The sequence below is a fragment of the Nitrosomonas sp. Is79A3 genome, assembly GCF_000219585.1.
GTDB lineage: Bacteria > Pseudomonadota > Gammaproteobacteria > Burkholderiales > Nitrosomonadaceae > Nitrosomonas.
The window spans coordinates 2,256,298-2,279,269 of record NC_015731.1; the positions used below are offsets into that span (position 1 = coordinate 2,256,298).

22 protein-coding genes are annotated in these 22,972 nt (G+C 45.7%); 9 read left to right on the plus strand and 13 right to left on the minus strand.

Translation table 11 applies throughout. The features are described 5' to 3' along the window. The first annotated feature begins 55 nt into the window (after positions 1–55). The 8 genes from NIT79A3_RS10395 (at position 56) to NIT79A3_RS19140 (ending at position 7,141) form a co-directional block, all read left to right on the plus strand. Positions 56–865, plus strand: coding sequence for a UDP-2,3-diacylglucosamine diphosphatase (locus NIT79A3_RS10395; protein WP_013966153.1), 810 nt, complete (start codon positions 56–58; stop codon positions 863–865). 6 nt (positions 866–871) lie between these two features. Continuing rightward, positions 872–1,795, plus strand: a complete 924-nt coding sequence (locus tag NIT79A3_RS10400) for a patatin-like phospholipase family protein (protein WP_013966154.1) — start codon at positions 872–874, stop codon at positions 1,793–1,795. Between the two features lie 289 nt (positions 1,796–2,084). Beyond that, complete coding sequence (locus NIT79A3_RS10405) at positions 2,085–3,128, plus strand: MJ1255/VC2487 family glycosyltransferase (protein ID WP_013966155.1); 1,044 nt, start codon at positions 2,085–2,087, stop codon at positions 3,126–3,128. Positions 3,129–3,198: 70 nt separating this feature from the next. Next, positions 3,199–4,203 carry a diacylglycerol kinase family protein gene (locus NIT79A3_RS10410; RefSeq protein WP_013966156.1) on the plus strand — a complete coding sequence of 335 codons (1,005 nt, stop codon included), beginning with the start codon at positions 3,199–3,201 and terminating at the stop codon, positions 4,201–4,203. 383 nt (positions 4,204–4,586) lie between these two features. After that, the gene (locus tag NIT79A3_RS10415; RefSeq protein ID WP_013966157.1) at positions 4,587–5,411 is read left to right on the plus strand and encodes a sulfatase-like hydrolase/transferase; all 825 of its coding nucleotides are present in this window, start codon (positions 4,587–4,589) and stop codon (positions 5,409–5,411) included. A gap of 11 nt (positions 5,412–5,422) precedes the next feature. Further along, a complete protein-coding gene (locus NIT79A3_RS10420; protein ID WP_013966158.1) occupies positions 5,423–6,337 on the plus strand; it encodes a sulfotransferase in 915 nt (304 codons plus the stop codon). 30 nt (positions 6,338–6,367) lie between these two features. Beyond that, positions 6,368–6,778 carry a hypothetical protein gene (locus NIT79A3_RS10425; protein WP_013966159.1) on the plus strand — a complete coding sequence of 137 codons (411 nt, stop codon included), beginning with the start codon at positions 6,368–6,370 and terminating at the stop codon, positions 6,776–6,778. Positions 6,779–6,982: 204 nt separating this feature from the next. Continuing rightward, a complete protein-coding gene (locus NIT79A3_RS19140) occupies positions 6,983–7,141 on the plus strand; it encodes a membrane protein (RefSeq protein ID WP_013966160.1) in 159 nt (52 codons plus the stop codon). A gap of 156 nt (positions 7,142–7,297) precedes the next feature. Here the strand turns inward: NIT79A3_RS19140 and NIT79A3_RS10435 are convergent, their stop codons facing one another. From NIT79A3_RS10435 to smbP, 12 genes are all read right to left on the minus strand, one after another. Continuing rightward, positions 7,298–8,599: an MFS transporter gene (locus NIT79A3_RS10435; RefSeq protein WP_013966161.1), complete on the minus strand. Its 1,302-nt coding sequence runs from the start codon at positions 8,597–8,599 to the stop codon at positions 7,298–7,300. A gap of 34 nt (positions 8,600–8,633) precedes the next feature. After that, the gene (fumC, locus tag NIT79A3_RS10440) at positions 8,634–10,019 is read right to left on the minus strand and encodes a class II fumarate hydratase (protein WP_013966162.1); all 1,386 of its coding nucleotides are present in this window, start codon (positions 10,017–10,019) and stop codon (positions 8,634–8,636) included. A gap of 82 nt (positions 10,020–10,101) precedes the next feature. Then, entirely contained in the window at positions 10,102–10,434 is a 333-nt protein-coding gene (locus NIT79A3_RS10445; RefSeq protein WP_013966163.1) for a helix-turn-helix transcriptional regulator, read from the minus strand. Beyond that, the gene (locus NIT79A3_RS10450; protein ID WP_013966164.1) at positions 10,418–10,675 is read right to left on the minus strand and encodes a type II toxin-antitoxin system RelE/ParE family toxin; all 258 of its coding nucleotides are present in this window, start codon (positions 10,673–10,675) and stop codon (positions 10,418–10,420) included. Before NIT79A3_RS10450 ends, NIT79A3_RS10445 begins: the two co-directional genes overlap by 17 nt. A gap of 605 nt (positions 10,676–11,280) precedes the next feature. Next, positions 11,281–11,463 carry a hypothetical protein gene (locus NIT79A3_RS10455; RefSeq protein ID WP_013966165.1) on the minus strand — a complete coding sequence of 61 codons (183 nt, stop codon included), beginning with the start codon at positions 11,461–11,463 and terminating at the stop codon, positions 11,281–11,283. A 107-nt stretch (positions 11,464–11,570) separates the two neighbouring features. After that, positions 11,571–12,248 (minus strand): DUF4145 domain-containing protein, encoded by a 678-nt coding sequence (locus NIT79A3_RS10460; protein WP_013966166.1) that lies wholly within the window; start codon positions 12,246–12,248, stop codon positions 11,571–11,573. Between the two features lie 83 nt (positions 12,249–12,331). Next, positions 12,332–13,528, minus strand: coding sequence for a ribonucleotide-diphosphate reductase subunit beta (locus NIT79A3_RS10465; RefSeq protein ID WP_013966167.1), 1,197 nt, complete (start codon positions 13,526–13,528; stop codon positions 12,332–12,334). A 34-nt stretch (positions 13,529–13,562) separates the two neighbouring features. Then, positions 13,563–16,427, minus strand: a complete 2,865-nt coding sequence (locus NIT79A3_RS10470; RefSeq protein WP_013966168.1) for a ribonucleoside-diphosphate reductase subunit alpha — start codon at positions 16,425–16,427, stop codon at positions 13,563–13,565. A gap of 658 nt (positions 16,428–17,085) precedes the next feature. Next, on the minus strand, positions 17,086–17,877 hold the full coding sequence (locus tag NIT79A3_RS10480; protein WP_013966169.1) for a carbonic anhydrase family protein: 792 nt from the start codon (positions 17,875–17,877) through the stop codon (positions 17,086–17,088). 39 nt (positions 17,878–17,916) lie between these two features. Continuing rightward, positions 17,917–18,153 (minus strand): hypothetical protein, encoded by a 237-nt coding sequence (locus NIT79A3_RS18335; RefSeq protein WP_013966170.1) that lies wholly within the window; start codon positions 18,151–18,153, stop codon positions 17,917–17,919. 152 nt (positions 18,154–18,305) lie between these two features. Continuing rightward, the gene (locus tag NIT79A3_RS10485) at positions 18,306–19,478 is read right to left on the minus strand and encodes a type III PLP-dependent enzyme (protein WP_013966171.1); all 1,173 of its coding nucleotides are present in this window, start codon (positions 19,476–19,478) and stop codon (positions 18,306–18,308) included. A 185-nt stretch (positions 19,479–19,663) separates the two neighbouring features. Then, on the minus strand, positions 19,664–19,996 hold the full coding sequence (gene smbP / locus NIT79A3_RS10490) for a small metal-binding protein SmbP (RefSeq protein ID WP_013966172.1): 333 nt from the start codon (positions 19,994–19,996) through the stop codon (positions 19,664–19,666). A 502-nt stretch (positions 19,997–20,498) separates the two neighbouring features. Between smbP and NIT79A3_RS10495 the strand changes: the two genes are divergently transcribed. Further along, positions 20,499–20,792, plus strand: coding sequence for a hypothetical protein (locus tag NIT79A3_RS10495; protein ID WP_348225602.1), 294 nt, complete (start codon positions 20,499–20,501; stop codon positions 20,790–20,792). A 649-nt stretch (positions 20,793–21,441) separates the two neighbouring features. Here NIT79A3_RS10495 and cls read toward each other — a convergent pair. Beyond that, positions 21,442–22,827 (minus strand): cardiolipin synthase, encoded by a 1,386-nt coding sequence (gene cls, locus NIT79A3_RS10500; protein WP_013966174.1) that lies wholly within the window; start codon positions 22,825–22,827, stop codon positions 21,442–21,444. Positions 22,828–22,972: the final 145 nt, after the last annotated feature.

Sequence of the window (22,972 nt, forward strand, 5' to 3'; positions counted from 1 at the left end):
TTAACAAATGCGCTTTATGCTGTCATGCCATCACTAATCCAATTAAAAGGCATGTATGGTGACAAATAAAGCCCCTATCAAAGTAAGAAGCGTTTGGATTTCAGATGTTCACCTCGGATTTCGCGGTTGTCAGGCAGATGCACTGTTGCATTTCCTGCATTCGATTGAAACCGATTATCTTTTCCTGGTTGGCGATATTGTCGATTTCTGGAGTATCAAAAAGAGTCCTTACTGGCCGCAAGAGCATACCAACGTGGTCCGGTCTATTTTAGGCAAAGCCAAGCATGGCACTAAAGTGATTTACATACCGGGGAATCATGATGAAGGGATGCGGGATTGCATCGGCCATGTATTCGGTAATGTTGAGATTCATCAAGATTATGTGCACACCACTACCGAAGGTAAAAAGCTGTTGATAATGCATGGCGATGAGTTTGATGTCATCGTCAAGAACAGCCGTTGGCTAGCAAAACTGGGAAATGTTGCTTATGACACGCTGCTGGATCTAAATCATTATATCAATGGCATGCGCAAGTTCTTCGGGTTTTCTTATTGGTCACTTGCGGCCTACTTAAAATTGCGCGTTAAAAATGCGGTCAGCTACATCAGCAGTTTTGAGGATGCATTGGCACATCTGGCAAAAGATCGCGGTGTCGATGGTGTCGTCTGTGGCCACATTCACCATGCTGAATTAAGAGAAATCAATTCGATCCTTTACTGCAATGACGGCGATTGGGTAGAAAGCTGTTCTACTTTGCTGGAACATAACGATGGATCGTTGGAATTGGTTTTCTGGTCTGAGCGGTTTGAGCAATATAAAAACCTTTTGCAAGAAGAATTATTGGCCAGTAAAAGGGCAGCTTAAAACAATTTGAAACATTCACTGTTACCCAAAACGGTTTTAAGCCTGGACGGCGGCGGCAGCCATCTGTTGATTCAATTGAGCGTGTTGGCCTGTCTGGAAGAGGATACTGGCGCTTCAACTTATGATTTATTTGACCTGATCGCCGGTTCTTCATCGGGCGGATTAATCACCTGCTTGATCTTGGGACGGCGTTTGAGCGCAAAAGAAATCATTCAAAAGGTTTTACAAGAGAGATTGCTGGAAAAAATGATGGCGGAGCACTGGTTGCGCCGGTTATTCAGTAAGCTGCAAATTCATCCCAAATTCAAAGGTGACTCGAAAAACCTAGCCTTACAAACAGAATTAGAGAATCTCAGGCTTTCTTCACTCAACAAACGGATATTTATTCCTTGTTTCAATCTGGATCAGGATCAACTGGAAGTTTTCACCAATGACAGTCAAACGGATTTTTTGTTAAGCGAGATAGCCGATGCCTGCACCGCTGCACCATCGTTCTACCCGCCCGTGCAAATGCAAGATGGCGACTGGCGAATCGATGGCGGTGTTGGCATGAATAATCCCGGCTTAAGCGCTTATCTTCATGCCAAGCAATACTGGAAAGATTATGAAATAAAAATGCTCTCCATCGGATCGGGCTGGCGCAGCTTTGCAGTAAGCGGTGCCAAAGCCTGCGGATATGGCGGTGTGCAATGGTCGGCGAAAGGTATCGCTTCGATCATTCTCAGAGAGAAAATGATGGCGAATGTCAGAATGACCGAAGAAGTTTTGGGCAATCGTGTTCTGTATATCAATCATTATCTGAAAAACTACGATATGCCCGGCAACATGGATTCCGCCAATAATCCGGCACTCCAACAAAAAGCATTGGATATCGGCAAGCTATGGTATGCCAATCAACGCGAACAAATCCAGCACTGGATACAAAACTGACGTTGGCGTTTTTTCTCCCGTTTAGCTGCATGCGCATTAATAAAACTGTCACATAAAAGCAAAATATCGGTCATTTTCTTGTCATATCAAATCACTAAACTGCTCTGGTTTCAATCAATAAAGTTGAGATTATGAAGCCACAGAAAAACGCTCATCAAAATAATTTAACGCTATTTCAAGGATCAATTGATACACGGCCGCAATTAATCCCACAAAGCTTCCATAACGTAATCCAATCTTTTGATTCTGACATCAGTGTCGTACTAATCCGTTTAGGAGCCGTAATGAAATGAAAATATTTTATGGTATCCAAGGAACGGGCAATGGTCATATCACGCGCGGCCGGATTATGGCCAAGGAATTTAAGGCTGCAAATCTTGAGGTTACCTACCAGTTTACCGGCAGGCCGCAAGATAAATTTTTTGATATGGAAGTCTTTAATGGCTATCAATGGCGCGATGGTCTGACTTTCAGTACAAAGAACGGCAAACTCAGTCCTGTCAAAACAGTACTGCAATCCAAACCATTAAATTTTCTTAGAGACATCAAGCAACTGGATCTGAGTAGTTACGATCTGGTCATTTGCGATTACGAGCCCGTAACCGCATGGGCAGCACGCCGACAAAATAAGAAAACCATCGGCATCAATCATCAGTATGCATTCCACCATAACATACCGCGCGCAGGCAATGATCCGCTTTCTGAAGCAGTTATGAGAAATTTTGCTCCGGTCGATATCGGTATTGGTCTGCACTGGCATCATTTCGATCAGCCCATATTGCCGCCGGTTATTGAAACCCCCATCATTTCCCAGCAAATACAAAAAAATAAAATTATTGTCTATCTGCCATTCGAGGATCAACTTCGTATGGCAGCACTGCTAGCGCCATTTAAAGAATTTGAATTTTTTATGTATTCTCCAGAGGTTATATCCTCATCTTATGCGCACGTGCATTGCAAACCGTTATCCCTGCAAGGTTTCCAGAAAGACCTATCGGATTGCGCCGGTATTATTTGCAATGCCGGCTTTGAACTGGCCAGTGAATCCTTACAATTAGGTAAGAAAATCCTGGTGAAACCGCTACATGCGCAGATGGAACAAATTTCAAATGCAGCAGCTTTGCAAACGTTAGGCTATGGAAAAATGATGCACAAAATCGATGCAAGAGTTATTGAGCAATGGCTGTATGAAACCAAAGCCATCCGTGTTACCTATCCCAACACCGCCAAATATCTGGTGCAATGGATAAAGGAAGGCATGCCGCCGATTGATCAGTCTTGGTGTAATCAGATCTGGGCGGATGTCAAAGTAATACCGGTCGAGTGGTCTTAATCCTAACAATCATGCGCTTACTAAAAATTGCCGGTTTAATCTATGATTCTAAAGGCACTCAACACTCTCCATGAAAGACGATCTCTTATTTCAAACCAATCAATTGGTTATTAAAATACCCTCGCCGGAAAAAATATTAATTATTTTTAACCCGATATCCAGCGCAGGAAACACGGAAACACTCGCCTGTCAGCTGGAAATGGAACTGACTCTCCATGGGAAAAATGTTGAAGTATGTGCATCTGAGAAAAAGATGAAAGGGTATACACGCCTTTCAGATAACATCGCCGCAAGTGACCTCGTTGTCGTAGTCGGCGGAGATGGAACGATAAGAAAATTGTTAGATGCCATCAACAAAACAGACACACCGATTTATGCTATCCCGGGCGGAAATGAATCGCTGTTTGCACGTTCCTATGAAATGAGTATCCATGCCGACGATTTACTCCGCGCTATAGCCTCGGGAACATGCCTGCAGCAATTTTATGGCCTGATCAGCGGTAAAGGCATTAAAGGGGAGAAACCTTTCTTCCATATGGCGTCGATGGGTTTGGATTCGCTCACCGTCAAAAATATTGGCAAAAGAAAAGGCCCGCTCAATGACTCGATCTATATTTGGCACGGATTAAAAGCTTTATGCTCGTTACATCACCCTACTGTTTCCGTCAGTGTGGATGGCGAACAAGTCATTGATCATGGATCCGGCTATATCATCGTAGCCAACAATTCGGCGTATGCAAGAAATCTGCAGCTTGTTCCTGCGGCTAATCCATCCAAAAACGAACTTGTTGTTGGTTTCTTACCAGGAGCCCGGCATCAGCACGAGTTGGTCAAAGCCATGAGAATTCTGCAACGCAAACCAGCTAACCTGCCCATGCAGTATTTTTCCGGCAAAAACATTGCATGTACATTACATGACCGGGCTTATCCACTTCAAGTCGATGGTGATTATTTCCGCAATCGTGATATTGAAGCAGAAAGCACGGTCGATTTTAGCATCAGCCCGAGACCAATCCGTGTATTGATTCCATCCTGTCTGAATACAAATAATACATTACAAGCTGCAGGCAGTTGATCCTATAGCGCTCCGTATTGGCGTAGATCAGGAGAAATAAGATCTGATTCAATATACTCGCTCATCTTATATATTTGAGGATGAGCGCGCTTTCCATGCAGACAAACTCATCTTGCGCGGTCAGTAATGCCAGAAGACGGATAGATGATAGATTCCCGCACTTTCTCTGCGCATATATCGCCGTCTGCCACGAGTTCTGTGCAGACGCGAAAATTAAAGCAACACAGTCAAACGTTATTGATTAAATGTATCGTATTGGTTGCCGTATTCTTTGATTTAATATGAAATAATAGTGTCATCATTCTTGCTGATTATCTTAATAAGATGACGTATTATTGCAAGCCTTAATTTTTTACCCCCATCATTTGAAATTTGGAGATTATATGCATAAGAATCATATCGTTTTTATTGTAATGGATAGTTGCCGGTATGACTCGTTTTTAGCTGCTAAAACACCGAATATCGATCGTATTGGTGAAGCTGAAAAACGATACTCGTATGCTTCATGGACTGCCCCATCGCACTATGCATTTACCATGGGGATGATGCCGCACTCTAGTCCGACCAATGTTTTTGCTTCCGAAGTATACAAAGAAGAATTCCTGCAATGGAAAACTAGAATTGGTTCTGAAGATGTCTCTTTTAAGGATTTTATACCGGAGATATCGTTACCGAAAGTGTTGAAAAATTTTGGCTATCACACAGTCGCCAAAGTATCGATGCCGGTACTTAACAAGCATACGCTAATTAGTCAACACTTTGATGAATATAAGCTTATGAGTCACCACAATGATTTTTCCGGCATGGTTTCTGAGATCGAATTCCCAGACGATACACCCTGTTATTATTTTCTGAATCTTGGCGAAACGCATTATCCGTATATGCTATCCGGTGATAATTTACCGCATGTTTCCGGGGTTCATGGCGTATTAAAAGATATCGGTAAAGATGCGGTTGATAATAAACCGGAACAAGATCAGTCTTTCAGCATGGAACAAATGAAAATGCTGCATAAACAACAAATAACTTGTGTAGAGTATGTTGATGGATATATTGGCAAACTGATGGAGAAAGCGCCATCAAATACTTATTTCATTGTCACAGCAGACCATGGCGAGCTTTTCGGTGAAGACGGATATTTTGGGCATGGGCCGATAATGCACGAGAAATGCTTTGAAATTCCGTTTGTTGAAGGATTTGCTAAGTAGGTTATTGCGTTATGGCCGCTCCACTATTTCTTTTAGCTCCCCCCAGATCCTATACCTCGCTAGTCAACGCTATGATTGGCCAACATCCACAGGCGTTTGGTTTGCCCGAATTGTGCATGTTTGTCGTTGATAAATTGAAAGAAATGTGGATGCCCCCTACCGATCCCAGAATCGAATCACAACCCACTTGGGCTATCCATGGTTTTCTTAGAGCAGTGGCTGAGATTTATGCGGGAGAACAAAGTGCTGCGGCTATCACTATGGCTCATCACTGGGCTATCGCGCGCGAGGAAAGATCTATTGCGTCCGTATACCAAGAGTTAGTAGCGAAGATTGATCCCTTGATCTCGGTAGAAAAGAGTCCTATTTATACAACATCGTTGAAATGCATGCTCTCAATACGGGAAGCTTTTCCAGATGCGCGTTTTCTTCACTTAGTCCGGCATCCCATTTCACAATGCAAATCGGTAATGAGCCTTAATGAAGGAACATTTGCAAAGTATGTAAATTCTATTGAATTTACAGATAACCGGGCTATCATAGAACCGCAAATAGCCTGGCATGACCTTAATATCAATATACTCAATTTTCTTGATACTGTACCGAAAGAACAACAGCTGCGTATGCGAGGCGAAGATATTATTGAGAATCCCAGACATTACTTGCCAATAATTTGCCGTTGGCTTGGAATTCGCGATGACGATGAGGCGATTGAAGAAATGATACATACCGAGCGATCTCCATTTGCATGTTTTGGCCCGTTTAACGCGCTTTTTGGTAACGATCCTGCTTTCCTGAAGGGCCCTACCTTCCGCCCGCACAAGGTTAAAATACCATCGTTAGATATGCCAGTTCCTTGGAGAAAGGATAAAAAAGGATTGCGCCCGGAAGTGGTTGCAATGGCACAGGAATTTGGCTATAAATAAACGAAACGAATCTGGACAGAGAATTACATTATGAGTGATTTAATCAATGAAATTAAAACTACACGGAAAAAAATAGGCATTTCCGGTAGCGATGAACGGATTGCCGATCTGAGCAAATTAACCCCTTTCCAGCAATCGCTCCGCCTTGCGACACTCCGGGAATTTCAAGCAAAGAAAATAAAAAAGTATGTAAAAAAGCAGGTAACTCAACTCAATACGAAACGCAAAATCGCTGAAGAAATTAAATTTCTTTTTGATGAACATGGGCAGCCTTCAGCCAATATGCCCATAGAAGATGTCGTTGAAGAACGCAGACAAATAGAAAATCAAATCAGGTGGTTTGAAGCGATAACTACCGAACTTCGCAATAGACTTATTAAGATAAAAGAAATCGAAGATTATGCGCTTGACTTAATTGGTCAAGAAAAATCTGATGGTTAAATAATAGGTAAAAACGACGCCAGCTGACAGCTTTGATAAGTTAAATTGCGATACCCTCCTCAATTGATCAAGCTTATTTTTTTATCTAAATAATTTATACAAAATTAATTTAATGCAAGGTTACGGCACGTAACATGCTATAGTTTCATTGTGACAAAGAAAAACTAGTGATACTTTTTATAAATTTTAAGGATGTCCCCATAAATGAAAATTTCAGCATTTTTAGTTGCAACATTTTTTGCATTAACATTAGTAGCTTGTGGCAAACCAACAGCACCGGAAGGCGCAAATTCTGAAGGTTACGGAACAACGCATGAAGGTAAACCAGCGGAAGGCCGCAATGAACTTCCACCAGCTAAGTAATAGTAGTTTAAAGCAATAGATACAATTTATCGTTCAATGTCGTGTAATTGACCTAGATGATACCCTGTAGGATCTGTATTTTTCCTACAGGCGCTTTAAACAATAAGCAAATCGCAATAACAAATTTGATCTTGTTTTTAATTGAGAGAAAGCCACTTAATATTCGATTTTAGCCATTTCCCGCCCTCTCTTCTCATTCACAGTCGCAAGAAACACAAGACCGAAGATAAAAAACACCAGTGTGCTGAGTATCGCTATCCGGTGATCCCCTTCAAAAATAACAATCATTCCGCCATAAGTAAGCGGGCCGATGATCGCCGACAATTTTGTAGCCAATCCCCACAAACCGAAGAATTCCCCTTGACGCCCTGGCGGCGTAAACTGCCCTACCAATGCCCTACCCGCTGATTGTGCGCCACCGAGTGCAGTGCCAATTAAATTAGCCGCAATCCAGAACAAACTCTCATCCGTGGCAAAATAAGCGCAAATAATCGCCGCAATCCAGATCAACAAAGTAATGGCAATACATCGACTGGAGCCGATCCGGTCCTGTAGATGACCAAACAGAAAGGCGCCGATAGCCGCCGTTACATTCACTACCATAATCAGGATAATCGTATCCTGGGTTTTAAATCCCATCACTTCTTGCGCATACACTGCCGCCAGCACAATAACGATATGGATACCAGAATAATAGGTAGTCAATGCGATTAAAAAACGGAACAAATCAGTGTGCCGGCTGGCGTCGCGCAGCGTAACTTTTAGCCGTTCAAACCCCTTGCGTATCACATGTGTAGCTTGGATTGAATTTGAGATACCACTGCGTTCACGCAACCACAGCAACGTCGGTAACGCGGCGATACCAAATAAGGCAGCGACAATTAGCGTGGAAACCGGCACGTAATGTGTAGCATCCAATCCTTGATTTTCGGCATACGTCACATAAGCCAGACATAACACCAAAGCAAGCAAGCCACCCAAATAACCCAGCGCCCAACCATACCCGGAAAGCCGCCCCATCGTCTCAGGCGTGCTGATTTCAGGTAAAAATGCCGCGATCAGATTCTCACCGCTGGCAAACATAAAAGTTGCAAGGATGACTAAAATGATCGCTAAGGTAATATCGCCGGGACCGACCAAGCTCAATAATGCGGTAAACAGCACGCAGCCCACTGTCGTAACAACCAGAAAACGTTTTTTTGCACCGGAATAATCGGCGATAGCCCCTACCACCGGCGCACTGAGCAAAACCAGCGCATTGGCGCAAGCCATGGTCAATGTCCATAGTAATGTGGCATGGCCATTCCCGCTCTCAGCGGCTACCACGCCGACAAAATAGGCATTGAAGATGGCGGTCAGTATGACGGTGGTGTAACCCGAATTGGCAAAATCGTACATACACCACGCAAAACGTTCACGCCGGGTAGCTGGATCGGGCTTTTTGCTGGTTGATGACATGGTGTGTACCGTAAAGCAGGGCAATTAAACCGCCCTACTTTCCTACCATTTTCTCTGGAATAACCCAGGATTCAAATTGCTCTGAAGTGACATACCCGGTTGCAATCGCAGCCGCTTTGAGCGTGATGCCTTCGCGATGCGCCTTTTTTGCAATCTCGGCGGCTTTGTCGTAACCGATATGCGGATTGAGCGCGGTTACCAGCATGAGTGAGTGATGCATCAGCCTATCGATACGCTCAATATTGGCCTCGATGCCGGCGGCGCAGTGCTCGTTGAAACTGACCATGGCATCGGCGAGCAGCCGCACGCTTTGCAGGAAATTATGAATAATCAGCGGCTTCATCACATTCAATTCGAAATTCCCCAGCGCCCCGCCCATATTGATGGCGACATCATTGCCCATGACCTGACAGCACACCATCGTCATGGCTTCCGATTGCGTCGGATTGACTTTGCCCGGCATGATCGAACTACCCGGTTCGTTTTCGGGGATGCGTAATTCACCGATGCCGCAACGTGGCCCCGATGCCAACCAGCGAATATCGTTAGCAATTTTCATCAGTGACGCCGCCAGAGTTTTCAACGCGCCGTGCGCATGCACCAGAGCATCGTTACTCGCCAGCGCCTCGAATTTATTTGGCGCGGTGACAAACGGCAAACTGGTCAAACGCGATAATTCGGCGGCGACGCGCACGGCGAATTCCGGGTGTGCGTTCAGCCCGGTGCCGACCGCCGTGCCACCCAGCGCCAGTTCGCACACATGCGCCATCGCGGCTTCAACATGGCGCAGGCCATGATCCAGTTGCGCCACGTAGCCGGAAAATTCCTGTCCCAGCGTCAACGGCGTGGCATCCTGTAAATGCGTACGGCCGATTTTGACAATGCTGTCGAACGCCTGCGATTTACCCGCCAACGTGTCACGCAATTGCTGAATCGCCGGAATCAGCCGTTGCTGCAATTCCTGCACCGCAGCAACATGCATCGCAGTGGGAAACACATCATTCGATGATTGACCCTTGTTGACCTCGTCGTTGGGATGCACGATCCGGCTGGCGCCGCGCCCGCCGCCGAGAATTTCTGACGCCCGGTTCGCCAGCACCTCGTTCACGTTCATGTTGGTTTGCGTACCGGAACCGGTTTGCCATACCACCAACGGGAATTGATCGTCGAAATGACCGGCGATCACCTCATCGGCGGCTTCAATGATCGCCGCAGTGCTGGCCGCATTGAGCAACCCCAAATCGTGATTGACCTTGGCGGCTGCGCGTTTGACCTTGGCCAGCGCATGAATCAACGCAACCGGCATACGCTCGCTTGAAATCTTGAAATTCTGCAACGAGCGCTGCGTTTGCGCGCCCCACAATGCTTCGGCGGGCACTTCAACCACGCCCATAGTGTCGCGTTCTTCACGGGTTTGCATGGGTAGCTACCTCACTAAATGGAATGAATTGGAGGAATTAGTTGACCGGGATTGAGATTTTGTTTAGCACCAAACACGCCCTTCAATACGCGAGCTGATCCAAGGTAATACCCATAGCCGCTGCGGCTTTCTCAAGTGTTGCCTTGCGCGGGCGTTTGGCAGCTTCTATCTGTGCGTAACCGGCTTGCGTAATCCCCATGCGTTTAGCCATTTCCTCTTGCGTCAGCATCAGGTATTCGCGCCAGGCGGCGAGCATACTGACTTCATTCATGATGCGCTTACCGACAACCTCGTTGGGAATCATGCCCGGGCGTACTACGCCGGGAAGTTTGACAAACTCAGCATAAGGCACGACGACAAAAGCCGGTTTTCCGTTGCTATCCAGGATGGTTTGGTAATTAATAAGTGCGCTCATCGCGTTTTTTCACCTCTTCAATATCAATAACATGCACGCTACCGTCAAACTCGAAAAATACCCGATAGTCACCAACCCGCAGCCGGTAGCTATACGTATGATTGGCGAGTTTCTTGACACCTTGGCAATCAGGAAAATCAGCCAACGACTGAACTTCTGTAAAAATTCTTTTGCGCACGGCAGCAGCCTTGATTTTCTCAACCTGCTTAAGCGCTTTGGGTTTCCAGTCAATATCATTCACACTTATTATTATAAGCCTAAAATAAGTGTTTTAACAAAAATTATAAGAATTCAGGTCTCTGTGAAGCTTTATTTCTTGAAATTCCGTAACGAGCGCTACGTTTGCGCGCCCCATAATGCTTCGGTGGGCACCTCGACCACGCCCATAGTGTCGCGTTCTTCACGGGTTTGCATGGGTAGTTACCTCACTATGTGGATAAATTGGGGTACTGGTTTACTAAAAAGTCGCTGAATTATTCTAAACTTGTCATTCCGGCGAAGGCCGGAATCCAGAAAAACCAACGAACTGGACACCGGCTTTCGCCGGTGTGACGAATAATTTAGTGTTCTCATAAAATTCCGGTTTAGCGTTTCATTCATTGCATATATGACGTTTTCTGTCCGAGTTGACACGACTGCTAAACGTTTTATCCGATTACAAGGCTCCTCGCGATTGCAACCAACATTATGAGCGGAATATAAAACCCCCATACTGCCGCCGAGCACCGCATCATCTTCAATGGCAACAACCCGTAGGTTGGGTTGAATGAAATGAAGCCCAACGATTGGCGACCTTGTTGATGTTGGGGTTCGTGCCTCACCCCAACCTACGAGCTCGGTTTTTTATTACTTACGACGATCATCTTTTTCTTTTGCAACACCTTTGAACGGAGTTCCATCGGATTTCTGATCCATAAACTTTCCTGTGTTGGTATCACGCTTCACCCAGGAATCTGTTTTTGGATTGTGAGTCTGGGTTCTATCCGTTACCGAACCTTTGCGAAATTCATTACCTGTATTTTTTGCCATCATTAGCTCCCGTAGTAAGTAGGAATTGTAGTGAAAAATTTAGCTTCCAACAGTTGCAACAATAAACCTCCATCTTAACCGGCACCAGAAGGCATCTGGCTGAACAACTAGCTAGCCTTTCTGTCTCGCCTCTCAACTGCCTCAAGTGCACCAGCCGGGAGATTTGAATAGAATCCTTCAATTTCTCTTGGTTCGGTAATCATCTTACTTGCAATGAAGTTGATCAATTCAAAGAGTTTCGTCACACGTTCTGGCTCTTCAGAAAGATTAATTTCACCTGGGTGAACCGCATTGTTTCCTGTGATCCTAAGAGCATCAAGGGACTTCTGAACTAAAGGATTTAATCCTTTTGCTACGAGACTCTTGATGTCTTCGTTGATGTTTTCGCCTTTTTCATTCAGTTGAATACACAGTTTTTGCAAGGCCAACCTGAGTAGCGCTGCTGCAGCCCGTGGAGACTCAGCGAGAATGTTGGCTGCTTCCAGATAATCGTTTTTTATTTCTTCATCCAGATCTGGGTTTGGGGGAGGTGCAATGAGCTTCTTCGGATAGATCATGTTCATGCCGTGCCAAAGGGCAACACCCTGGCAGTGTTGGCATTTTGTCACGACCCAGACCTCAGGCAGGGACTCCTCAAATTTTGATTGCTTATCAACAATGCTCGTCCAACCGAAATTGGCTAAAGAATGTATGTGTCCGTAAAATTGCTTTGCATATACATTGCAGTGAGGGCAGTTGTACTCGCCATTACCGAGTACCGGTGGGAAATAATTAGTTGTCTGCATTTATTATTTCGTCTCTTTGAAGGCTAACGACAAAAAATGTTGCATATACCAAATCGGTATCGATTGCGACTATTCAACAACCATCAATCCCAACTCAGCGCACCCCCCGTTTGATACTCGGTCACCCGCGTTTCGAAGAAATTCTTTTCTTTCTTCAGGTCAATCATTTCCGACATCCAGGGGAATGGATTATTGGCATTCGGATAAAGGATATCCAAACCAATTTGCTGGCAACGGCGATTCGCGATATAGCGTAAATATTCCTTGAACATCGGCGCGTTCATGCCGAGCACGCCGCGGGGCATGGTGTCTTCGGCATAACGATACTCCAGCGCAACGGCTTTATGCATCAATTCATTGATTTCATCGCGGAATGCTTTGGTCCATAGGTGCGGATTTTCCATTTTAATCTGGTTGATCACATCAATACCGAAGTTACAATGCATCGATTCATCCCGCAAAATATACTGATATTGCTCAGCGGCGCCGGTCATCTTATTTTGCCGGCCGAGCGCGAGTATCTGCGTGAAACCGACATAGAAGAATAATCCTTCCATAATGCAGGCGAAAACAATCAGGCTCTTGAGTAATTGCTGATCGGTTTCTTGCGTCCCGGTCTTGAAATGCGGATCTGTCAGCGTATCAATAAATGGAATCAGGAATTCGTCCTTATCGCGGATAGAAGCCACTTCATGATAGGCATTGAAGATTTCACCTTCATCCAGGCCCAGCGATTCGACAATATACTGATATGCATGCGTATGAATGGCTTCCTCAAATGCCTGGCGCAACAAATATTGGCGACACTCCGGATTGGTAATATGCCGGTAAGTGCCCAGCACGATATTATTCGCTGCCAATGAATCCGCCGTCACAAAGAAGCCCAGGTTGCGTTTGATCAGGCGGCGCTCATCCTCGGTCAGGCCATTGGGATCTTTCCACAATGAAATATCCCGGCTCATGCTGATTTCCTGCGGCATCCAATGATTGGCGCACGCGCCCAGATATTTATCCCACGCCCATTTATATTTAAACGGCACGAGTTGATTGACGTCGGCATTGCAATTGATGATCTGCTTGTCCTCAACCGAGACGCGCCGGTTGGCGCTCCCTGCTACGGCTTCATCCGCAGTTGCTGCGTTGGCGCCTACAGAAGCATTGCCCTGTCCCTGCAACGGCGTTTGCGGCCGTAAATCAAAATCCTGTTTGCCTGTTTGAAACAATGGATCAATGGGTAATGGTGCTTGCGCTTTAACGGGTTCATCTTCAAATGTCAGCATGTTTTACTCCTTTTATTCTTATCTATTCAATAGGTTATTGGCACGATTCGCAACTTTCATCATCGATCGCGCAGTATTTGATTTCGACAGCCGATACTTCCATCGCCACTTTCGCCATACCGCCATCGGCAGGCACTGCATTGAGCGAACCCGCACGCACAGTCGATTTCTCAGCGGCTGTCGCTCCCATCGAACGCAAATAATAAGTGGTCTTTAGACCACGAAGCCAAGCCAATTTATAAGTGTCATCCAGTTTTTTACCAGAGACGCCCGCCATATAAATATTCAGCGATTGCGATTGATCAATCCATTTTTGCCGCCGCGCACCGGCTTCGATCAGCCAACACGGTTCCATTTCGAATGCGGTGGCATATAGCGTGCGGATACTCTCCGGAATACGGTCTATTTTGCTGATGGCACCGTCAAAATATTTCAGATCCGCAATCATGACCTCATCCCACAGATTGAGTTTCTTCAAATCATCAACCAAGGATCGATTGGTGATCGTGAATTCACCGGACAGATTGGATTTGACATACAAATTCTGATAAGTCGGCTCAATGCTGGCTGAAACGCCAATAATATTGGATATGGTTGCGGTAGGCGCAATCGCCAGGCAATTGGAATTACGCATGCCATGATTTTTGATGCGTTGACGTAGCGCATCCCAATCCAGCGTTGTGGACAAATCCGCTTCGACAAAACCGCCACGCTCTTTTCGCAGTATTTCGAGCGTGTCATGCGGAAGAATGCCGCGATCCCACAAGCTGCCTTTGTACGAACTATAGCAACCGCGTTCTTCCGCCAGTTCGGTGGAAGCCCAATAAGCCTGATACGCCACCGCTTCCATCGAACGATCGGCAAATTCCACTGCGGCATCGGAACTATACGGAATACCTAGTTGATGCAGGCAATCCTGAAATCCCATAATGCCTAATCCGACCGGCCGGTGCTTGAGGTTGGCATTCCTGGCTTTGGCGACTGCGTAGAAATTGATATCGATGACATTGTCGAGCATACGCATGGCAATACTCACAGTGCGTTTCAGTTTGTCCAGATCCAGCGCGCCGTCTTTCAAATGCGCCACCAGATTCACCGAACCGAGATTGCACACGGCAATTTCCTTGTCATTGGTATTCAAGGTGATTTCCGTGCATAAATTCGAGCTGTGCACCACCCCGATATGATTCTGCGGCGAGCGGATATTGCACGGATCTTTAAAAGTAATCCAGGGGTGCCCTGTTTCAAACAGCATGCTCAACATCTTGCGCCACAATTGCACCGCCGGGATTTTTTTGTACAGCTCCAGCTCGCCGCGCTCGATTTTGGCTTCGTACGCTAAATACGCTTGTTCAAACTGCTGGCCGAATTTTTCGTGTAAATCCGGCACATCGGAAGGCGAGAACAAGGTCCAGTCGCTACCGTCCATCACCCGTTTCATGAACAAATCGGGAATCCAGGTGGCGGTATTCATGTCATGCGTGCGACGGCGGTCGTCGCCGGTATTTTTACGCAATTCGAGAAATTCCTCGATATCCAGATGCCAGCATTCCAGGTACGCGCATACCGCACCTTTGCGTTTGCCGCCTTGATTCACCGCAACCGCCGTATCCGATACCACTTTAAGGAAAGGCACAACACCCTGCGATTTGCCATTAGTGCCTTTAATGCGTGCACCCATGGCGCGCACCGCGGTCCAGTCATTGCCCAATCCACCCGCATACTTGGCCAGTAAGGCGTTTTCCTTGATGGCTTCGTAAATGCCGTCCAGATCGTCCGGCACTGTGGTCAGATAGCACGATGACAATTGCGAACGGCAAGTGCCGGAATTGAACAAAGTCGGCGTCGAGCTCATGAAATCAAAACTGGATAGCACGTGATAAAACTCAATCGCGCGCGCTTCGCGGTCGATTTCATTCAGTGCCAGCCCCATCGCCACGCGCATAAAAAATGCTTGCGGCAATTCAATACGGTTTTCTTTGATGTGCAGGAAATACCGGTCATACAGGGTTTGCAATCCCAAATAATCAAATTGCAAATCACGCGCCGCATCGAGTACTTCGGCCAGACGCGTCAAATCAAACTGCGCCAGTCGCTCATCCAGAAGATCGGCCTCAATGCCGCGTTTGATGAAAGCCGGAAAGTAATCCTTGTATTGCGCTTGCATCATTTGCTGGGAAACTTCTTCGCCCAGCACTTCATAGCGCATGTTATTCAACAATAAACGTGCAGTGACATAACTATATGCGGGGTCTTTTTCGATCAAAACGCGCGCGGACAGAATCACGGATTTTCTGACTTCATCAAGCGGCACGCCGTCATACAAATCTTTGATTGTGGCTTTCAGAATCAGCGAAGCATCGACGGTATTTCCCAACCCGCTGCAGGAAGATTCGATCAATGCAGATAATCGGGCCATATCCAATGGCACCCTCTGCCCGTTATCCACAACATACAGTGTTTCTGCTGCCACTTCGGCGGCGGATTTCTGTTTGAGCTTGGCTCTTTCACGCGCACGGTCTTCACGATACAGCACATAAGCACGCGCCACATCGTGTTCGCCCGAGCGCATCAAAGCCAGCTCAACCTGATCCTGAATATCCTCGATATGAAAAGTACCGCTATCCGGCTGGCGGCGCAGTAATGCGCCCACGACATCATTGGTCAACCCCGCGACCACCTCGCGCACCCTGACCGACGCCGCACCCTGACCGCCATCGACCGCGATGAACGCCTTGGTCATCGCAACTGTAATTTTACCCGGCTCAAATGCCACCACCGCGCCATTACGGCGGATGACTCGATATTGGGAAAAACGGGAATTTTGGTTACTGGAATCGGCAAAACTTTGACTTCCGGAAACAGGTTTGAGGTTGGTATGTTCTGTCGTAAGCTGCATCGATGATCCCTCCTGACTGATTATTCACGTGAGAAAAAATAAATTTCCATTGATTCAATGAACTATCATTTTTCTCTCAATACCACTATATATAGTGTCTAACACAAATAACTACGGCACAAATAGTACACCACAAATTATGACAAAGCTGCAAATTTTTGCAAATTTTTCCGCGTGTGTAATAATTTTTACAACAGTATTTGGATAACCGATTGGTATCAGGCGGTTGGGATATGGGCGCTGGCTATGCACAGGATTTTTGGAATTCGTAGTGCATTTGTTATCTCAGGCGCGCTTCAATTCCGGCATCATCAGTGCGGCTATCATAAAGATAACGAAGTGTATGTTGCAGAGGGGGACATTGGCAGTATATTGATCGAATCCACGCAAATAGTATTCAATTCAAGGCCGCATCTGCTGAAAGATGGTCAGAGATATCAATATTGCTCTGACCAAAATCAAATTTCTTATTTATTTTTCAAAAAGGATAGGGTAGTGAAAATTATATAAACAAGAGAGTTTGTATTTTTTATCCTTCCCCGATTCCGAGACTTCAACCGGGGAAGGATCACTTACATTATTAGCAGAACAATAACATTAACTCGTCAAGAAATCTGCGATATTCCCTCATATCGCAATGGTGACAAGCTTAAAAAGATTAATTTTTTGACGATATAACTCGTCCATTTAGAGCTTGGGGTGTTCTCGCATTATTAGAGTAGAACCCCTTAAGTTGATCAAGTTGCGCTGATGATATCGTGACAACTTCTGACAAAAGATACCACTGCACCCCTTCGCTACAAGGTGGCGTAGTCAACGAACCCGCTAATGAATAAAAATTCAAATCTTGATGATTAATAGGAGGAAGTATGGATAAAGGATCGACTTGGATACCTGAAGTTGAATTTTGCGCTCCTGCGGAGTGAGGAGTATTATCCAAGATAGTTTGGAATGTTGCATTGGCTTCCCCCACATTAACAGCAACAGCCAAAACTACAATTTTTCCATCTTCTCCAATATGAACAAAATGTAATTCAGCTGGGAATTTTTTATCGCCGATTACATGCTCACTTGGTTCATGAAAATGAAACTGAATTAATGGATAAGATTCTTCTCCGATTTTAAACTCACCCGCATAACCAGACGAAGTATTTACCTGTACCGCGTGACCGCTATTGAAAAATGTTGGCTTATCGATGTCATACCATATTTCTAATTTATTGAGCGCTTTTGCATTATTTACTGGCGCTGCAGCAAAATCAATCGGAGATTGGTGCTTGCCTATACTGCATTCCGCATAAGGGTAATTTAGAGGCACTACTGTTTGAGATGTATCTTGAATCGCACCCCACGTTGATTGCTCGGCATGAGTCCATTCCGGACTAGCAATAACGATATTAGGCATAAGAATAGACACCACACTTACTAAAGCAAATTTAATTATCTTCATTGATATACCTCTCTATGTTATTAAGTCTTAATACCAAGCTTAGCAAGTATTCTTTTGGCAATAATCAACCATTGGTGGTTTCTTATCCGTCTTAGAATCTTGAGTGGGTTGAGAACTTTCTTTTGTAGTTGAAGGATCAGATGTCGATGAACCAGATTGCGATGATTGGGTTTGCTGATTTGAATCAGAGGATGATTTGGATTTATCTCCTCCTGGTTCAGCAAAACATGAAACGCTTAAACTCAATGCGGCAGCCAAAAATATTTTTATAAGCATGATTTCCTCACTAATAAAGAAGGATTAGTCGAGCCCTTATGATTTAAACAGCGTCTAGCCTGTTCGGCACGAATTTTAGCGAAAAATAATAAAGATGATATACGAGCAAGCACGTATATCAGTTAAATTACCTCCGGCAAAGCCGGAAGCTATTAGATGTAGTAATCTTTCAACGGCGGGAAGCCGTTGAACTCCACTGAGCTGTATGTTGTCGTGTAGGCGCCGGTCGATAGCCAATACAGCCGATCGCCGGTTGCGAGATTCAACGGCAATCCGTACTTATAGTTCTCATACATGATATCTGCGCTGTCGCACGTCGGTCCGGCGATGATCGCATTTTCGAGCTCGCCATTCTTCTCGGTGTAGATCGGATACTTGATCGATTCGTCAAGCGTCTCAATCAATCCGGTGAACTTTCCGACATCGGTGTACACCCAGCGATGCAACGCCGTACGAGATTTTCGCGAGATCAGCACGACTTCGCTCACAAGTACTCCGGCATTCGATACCATTGATCGGCCCGGTTCGATGATGATCTCCGGCATTTCATCCAGGAAATCTTCGTGCAGGAATCGCGTAATCTCCTCGGCGTAAATCGCGAGTTCGTTCGTACGTTGCAAATAGTTGGCGGGAAATCCGCCGCCCATGTTGATCATCTTCAGTTTGATGCGATCTTCTTCCCACAAGCGATTGAAGATCACTTTCACCTTGCCGAGTGCCGCATCCCAAGCACCGATTTCACGCTGTTGCGAGCCGACGTGGAACGATACGCCGTATGGCTCGAGACCGAGATCGCGCGCGAGGATCAATAGATCCATAGCCATGTCACTTTCGCAGCCGAACTTGCGCGACAGCGGCCAGTCGGCGGTCAATGTGCCTTCTGTTAAGATGCGGGCGTAGATACGCGCGCCGGGTGCAGCCTTTGCAATGTTGCGCAGATCCGCCTCGGAATCGGTCGCGAACATGCGCACACCCTTCTGGTAGAAGGTGCGGATGTCCTTGGCTTTCTTGATCGTATTGCCAAAGCTGATGCGATCGGGCGTCACGCCGAGCGCAAGCACCTTGTCAAGTTCGTACGTCGACGCGATGTCGAAGCACGCGCCTTTGTCTCTGAGCAGTGTCAGGACTTCCGATGCCGGATTGGCTTTGACCGCGTAGTAAGTGCGCGCGTACGGAAAATGCCGCAACATCTCATCATATTGGCGATCGATCGTTGCGAGATCGACAACTAGGAACGGTGTTTCGTGCGTGTCGGAGAAGGCTTTAATCCGTCCCCAGGTGGTCTCATCGAAATAATCGTAAACTGTAACCGCTGTGTCGGACATTGGCTGATGGGTTCTCCAAGTAGGGTGTTCGGGCGCGCGTCATGGGGTACAGCGCGGATGATCTTACAGGGTATCTGGCTGTTATTGCAATTGGAAATTCTGGTAATTTTAAGGACTATCGGTAGAAGAATATAAAAAACAGTGGATTGTTAGCCACTGTTTTTTATATTTCGGAGCTTATTGGATTATTTTACAGCTTGTTTAAAATGATTCACAGCATCCGTCGCCTCTTTCTTAGCTGCATCTAAATTTCCCTCATTACCTTCTTTAATCGCAGCATCTAAACATTTAATCCCTTCATCCACGTGCTTGGCATCGGTTTTATCGTTTTTGGCGGCTTTCGCGTGGGTTTTAGCCTCTTGTGCATGTTTGGCCAAAGCTTTTCCATCGGCTGATGTGACCGCAGCCTCAGCGTGCTGAATTGCTTCATCTAAATGACTTTGCCCCGCAACTGCGCCAAATGAGAAAAGGGCCATGATGAGAATGCTTGCATAGATGATAATAGTTTTCTTGTTCATTTATTACTCCAGTGATGTTTAATTTAAACGATGGTCAGAACAGCGAATAATGTCTCCAATCGCCATTTATAGATATATATGCGTAAGCACGGCCAGTCTGTTCGGTAACGAACACTGAAAATAACTGGGTACTGGGTAGTATGCCGCCCCTTGCGGTAGCCGGTTGCGCGACTTAAGCGCGTTCAGAACACCGGAAATATAATAAGTAAATATGAATCAATTTCTTACTTATTTTAACTATTGGCAGAGTGAGGCCAGATAATCCTCCAGAAACAGTCGATTAATTAAGGAACCTCTGAATAACCGTCATTTCGAGCAGAGCGAGAAATCTATACTGTTGATTGCCAAAGATTCCTTAATATCTGATGCATCAGCCACCCACACTAGCTTCATGCAAGTTTTTGTTGGCTAGATATATTAATTAAATGTGCGGTAACGCACCGATCAAGTATGTAAATTTTGGGATTATAAAAATCTACATTAAACGCATTTAAGGAGAATAATGATGATTCTTAGCAAAATCTTAACGATAGCGATTATTATTTGTACAGTTTTTTTTGCAGGCAGTGCATCTGCTTTCGATAAAGCTTTTCATCCAAACCATCAATTTGTCGATAGAGAAAGTATTGGTCCAAATTTTAAAACCGGTTTTGTAATCGACAAAGAGAAAGCAGCAAAAGTAAAAACTTCAGAAGAAGAAATGCAGCTTCCATCTGGAGTAAATCCAAGCGATCCTTCGCCAAAGAATTCAAATATCCCTGCTGGAGCGGCTCGTAGGTTAATTCCGTCCTTGTAATGGCGTTTTATCGCTTGTTTTAAGCCTTCTGGTAAATTTGCCGGGGAACACTCAATCTCTCATAGGCATTTAGATGCATCTCAGCCTTATAGGTTATTGGCTAGAGTGACGCAGAAGCGGTGCAGAGGTGATTAATGTACCGGGGTCAAAGTTGAAATTTGCACTTTGACTCCGGCACAAGCAGCACAAAGCCTAACATATCACGCAAATCAGTAATAAACACAAACTTTCATTATTGTAATAAACGATCCAGCTGCTCAGGTTTTTCTGTAAGAATTCCAGTGAATTCAAGGCAAAGGTGAAGCTGGCCGCAATACCGGGTTCCCCAACTGGCAGCTCGTTATGGGATTCATCCCACACAGATCAATAACTGAAAACGACAGCTCACCACGGACGATTTCCACCGTGTCATAGGACAACTGACGATTAAACGCGAATTTTTAGTCAGAAAGCTCGATCATTAAGCGCAACGGAACGAAAGATGGACGAGCAAAACCAAAAAACACCATAATAGGGTTCACGCAACTACGCCACGTGGTTTTTGAGTCAGGGAATTCTACCTAGGATCTTCTAGATGTATAACTTACCAGGGAAGGGATATGATTTGCTGTGGTGAAAAATACATTTGGTCCATTTATTCAGCATTTTTCTAGAACATGCGCCCCCACAATCGAGCCGTCCATTCTTTCAGCCTGAGCAGTAGCGGCCTACGCTCCCATTCTTCGAGTTCGATCGCATTCGAATTCGCAATATCCCTAAAGTAGGCTGCCTGCATTTGCTGCGCAAAGTCACGCCCCAGAATGACCGCATTGATTTCATCATTGTCCAGCGCGCTGCGCCAATCCAGATTGCTGGATCCAACGCAGGACCAGACACTGTCTACAATCGCGGTTTTTACATGCAGTAGTGCACCTTGCCGTTCGTAAATTTTAACGCCTCCCTTCAGCAATTCAGAATAGTGTGAACGTCCCGCATGAAATGCCACTACCGAATCGGAATAACTCGGTAGGATCAGCCTGACATCTACGCCACGACCAGCAGCATCAAGCAGGGCATTGAGAAGCTGCGGATCAGGCACAAAATAGGCATTTGTGATATATACCTGTTTTTCCGCGTTGGTGATCGCGGCTATGAGCGTCAGATAGATCAGGCTGTAAGGATCATCCGGCGTACTGCCAATCGCACGAATTATTTCCTTACCTTGTGGTGCGATAAGCGGAAAGTAGTTTCTTTGTGCCAGCGTCTTGCCATGCTGCTTGTTCCAGGTCTGCAGGAACAATTTTTGAAATTCGGCAACTACCGGCCCCTCGATTTGAATGTCAGTATCGCGCCATCCGCGTGTTTGGTCGACCGGTTCTTCTTTCCTCCTGATGGAGGATCCGGTCGAATAAGCGTTGCTGATATTGATGCCGCCAAGAAATGCCGTATGTCCATCCACTACGAGCAGCTTGCGGTGATCACGATTATTGGGTGTCCATGACTTCTTTATTAATAATGGATTAATCGGATTGAATTCAAGTACCTGAATGCCGGCTTGTGCGAGACGATCGAAGAACGTTCTTGCTGTGCCTATTGTGCCGTAGCTGTCATAAATCAGGTTGACTTGGACGCCTTGTGCTTGCCGCTCGATCAAGAGATCCGCGAACTGTTGACCGACGTCATTATCTTCGATGGTGAAGGATTCCAAATTGATATGATCTTGGGCTTTACGGATAGCGGCGAACATAGCCTGGTACGTTGCTGGGCCGTCCTGCAGCAATATGACCTTATTGCCTACCACGAGTGGACTGCCGACGATTTCCTGTTCGAGCGCAATCTGTTTATCCAAGATATCGATGTCGCCGGACTTTTGCTTGAGTTTCTCCACGATGGCAGCACTTCTTTTTGCCGAAATCGAACCCCATGCGTCTTTGAAATGCGCTGCTTGTGCAATGTAACGCTCTGACAGGAACTGCGTATCCGGCAGCGTCGCGCAACCGGTCGCGATGAATAAGCAGTAGGTCGCTGCAGCAGCGAACTTAAATGCGATTATCATCACATTATTCCTTATCTGAGCTATGCTGATTTTCATGGAATTGATAGTTTCATACAATGAAGAAATGAAAGTAGAGAACAAGGATAAAGCAATAAACTGACAGTGAAAGCGAGAAGATGAAGGCTATTGATTGCCAAATGAATAT

Coding starts and splice junctions, on each gene's coding strand:
- NIT79A3_RS10470 (WP_013966168.1), bottom strand. CDS start 16,427: ATGCAGCTTACGACAGAACATACCAACCTCAAACCTGTTTCCGGAAGT.
- NIT79A3_RS10495 (WP_348225602.1), top strand. CDS start 20,499: ATGATGATTCTTAGCAAAATCTTAACGATAGCGATTATTATTTGTACA.
- NIT79A3_RS10485 (WP_013966171.1), bottom strand. CDS start 19,478: ATGTCCGACACAGCGGTTACAGTTTACGATTATTTCGATGAGACCACC.
- smbP (WP_013966172.1), bottom strand. CDS start 19,996: ATGAACAAGAAAACTATTATCATCTATGCAAGCATTCTCATCATGGCC.
- cls (WP_013966174.1), bottom strand. CDS start 22,827: ATGATAATCGCATTTAAGTTCGCTGCTGCAGCGACCTACTGCTTATTC.
- NIT79A3_RS10405 (WP_013966155.1), top strand. CDS start 2,085: ATGAAAATATTTTATGGTATCCAAGGAACGGGCAATGGTCATATCACG.
- NIT79A3_RS10465 (WP_013966167.1), bottom strand. CDS start 13,528: ATGCTGACATTTGAAGATGAACCCGTTAAAGCGCAAGCACCATTACCC.
- NIT79A3_RS10420 (WP_013966158.1), top strand. CDS start 5,423: ATGGCCGCTCCACTATTTCTTTTAGCTCCCCCCAGATCCTATACCTCG.
- NIT79A3_RS19140 (WP_013966160.1), top strand. CDS start 6,983: ATGAAAATTTCAGCATTTTTAGTTGCAACATTTTTTGCATTAACATTA.
- NIT79A3_RS10395 (WP_013966153.1), top strand. CDS start 56: ATGGTGACAAATAAAGCCCCTATCAAAGTAAGAAGCGTTTGGATTTCA.
- NIT79A3_RS10415 (WP_013966157.1), top strand. CDS start 4,587: ATGCATAAGAATCATATCGTTTTTATTGTAATGGATAGTTGCCGGTAT.
- NIT79A3_RS18335 (WP_013966170.1), bottom strand. CDS start 18,153: ATGCTTATAAAAATATTTTTGGCTGCCGCATTGAGTTTAAGCGTTTCA.
- NIT79A3_RS10435 (WP_013966161.1), bottom strand. CDS start 8,599: ATGTCATCAACCAGCAAAAAGCCCGATCCAGCTACCCGGCGTGAACGT.
- NIT79A3_RS10410 (WP_013966156.1), top strand. CDS start 3,199: ATGAAAGACGATCTCTTATTTCAAACCAATCAATTGGTTATTAAAATA.
- NIT79A3_RS10460 (WP_013966166.1), bottom strand. CDS start 12,248: ATGCAGACAACTAATTATTTCCCACCGGTACTCGGTAATGGCGAGTAC.
- fumC (WP_013966162.1), bottom strand. CDS start 10,019: ATGCAAACCCGTGAAGAACGCGACACTATGGGCGTGGTTGAAGTGCCC.
- NIT79A3_RS10455 (WP_013966165.1), bottom strand. CDS start 11,463: ATGGCAAAAAATACAGGTAATGAATTTCGCAAAGGTTCGGTAACGGAT.
- NIT79A3_RS10425 (WP_013966159.1), top strand. CDS start 6,368: ATGAGTGATTTAATCAATGAAATTAAAACTACACGGAAAAAAATAGGC.
- NIT79A3_RS10445 (WP_013966163.1), bottom strand. CDS start 10,434: ATGAGCGCACTTATTAATTACCAAACCATCCTGGATAGCAACGGAAAA.
- NIT79A3_RS10480 (WP_013966169.1), bottom strand. CDS start 17,877: ATGAAGATAATTAAATTTGCTTTAGTAAGTGTGGTGTCTATTCTTATG.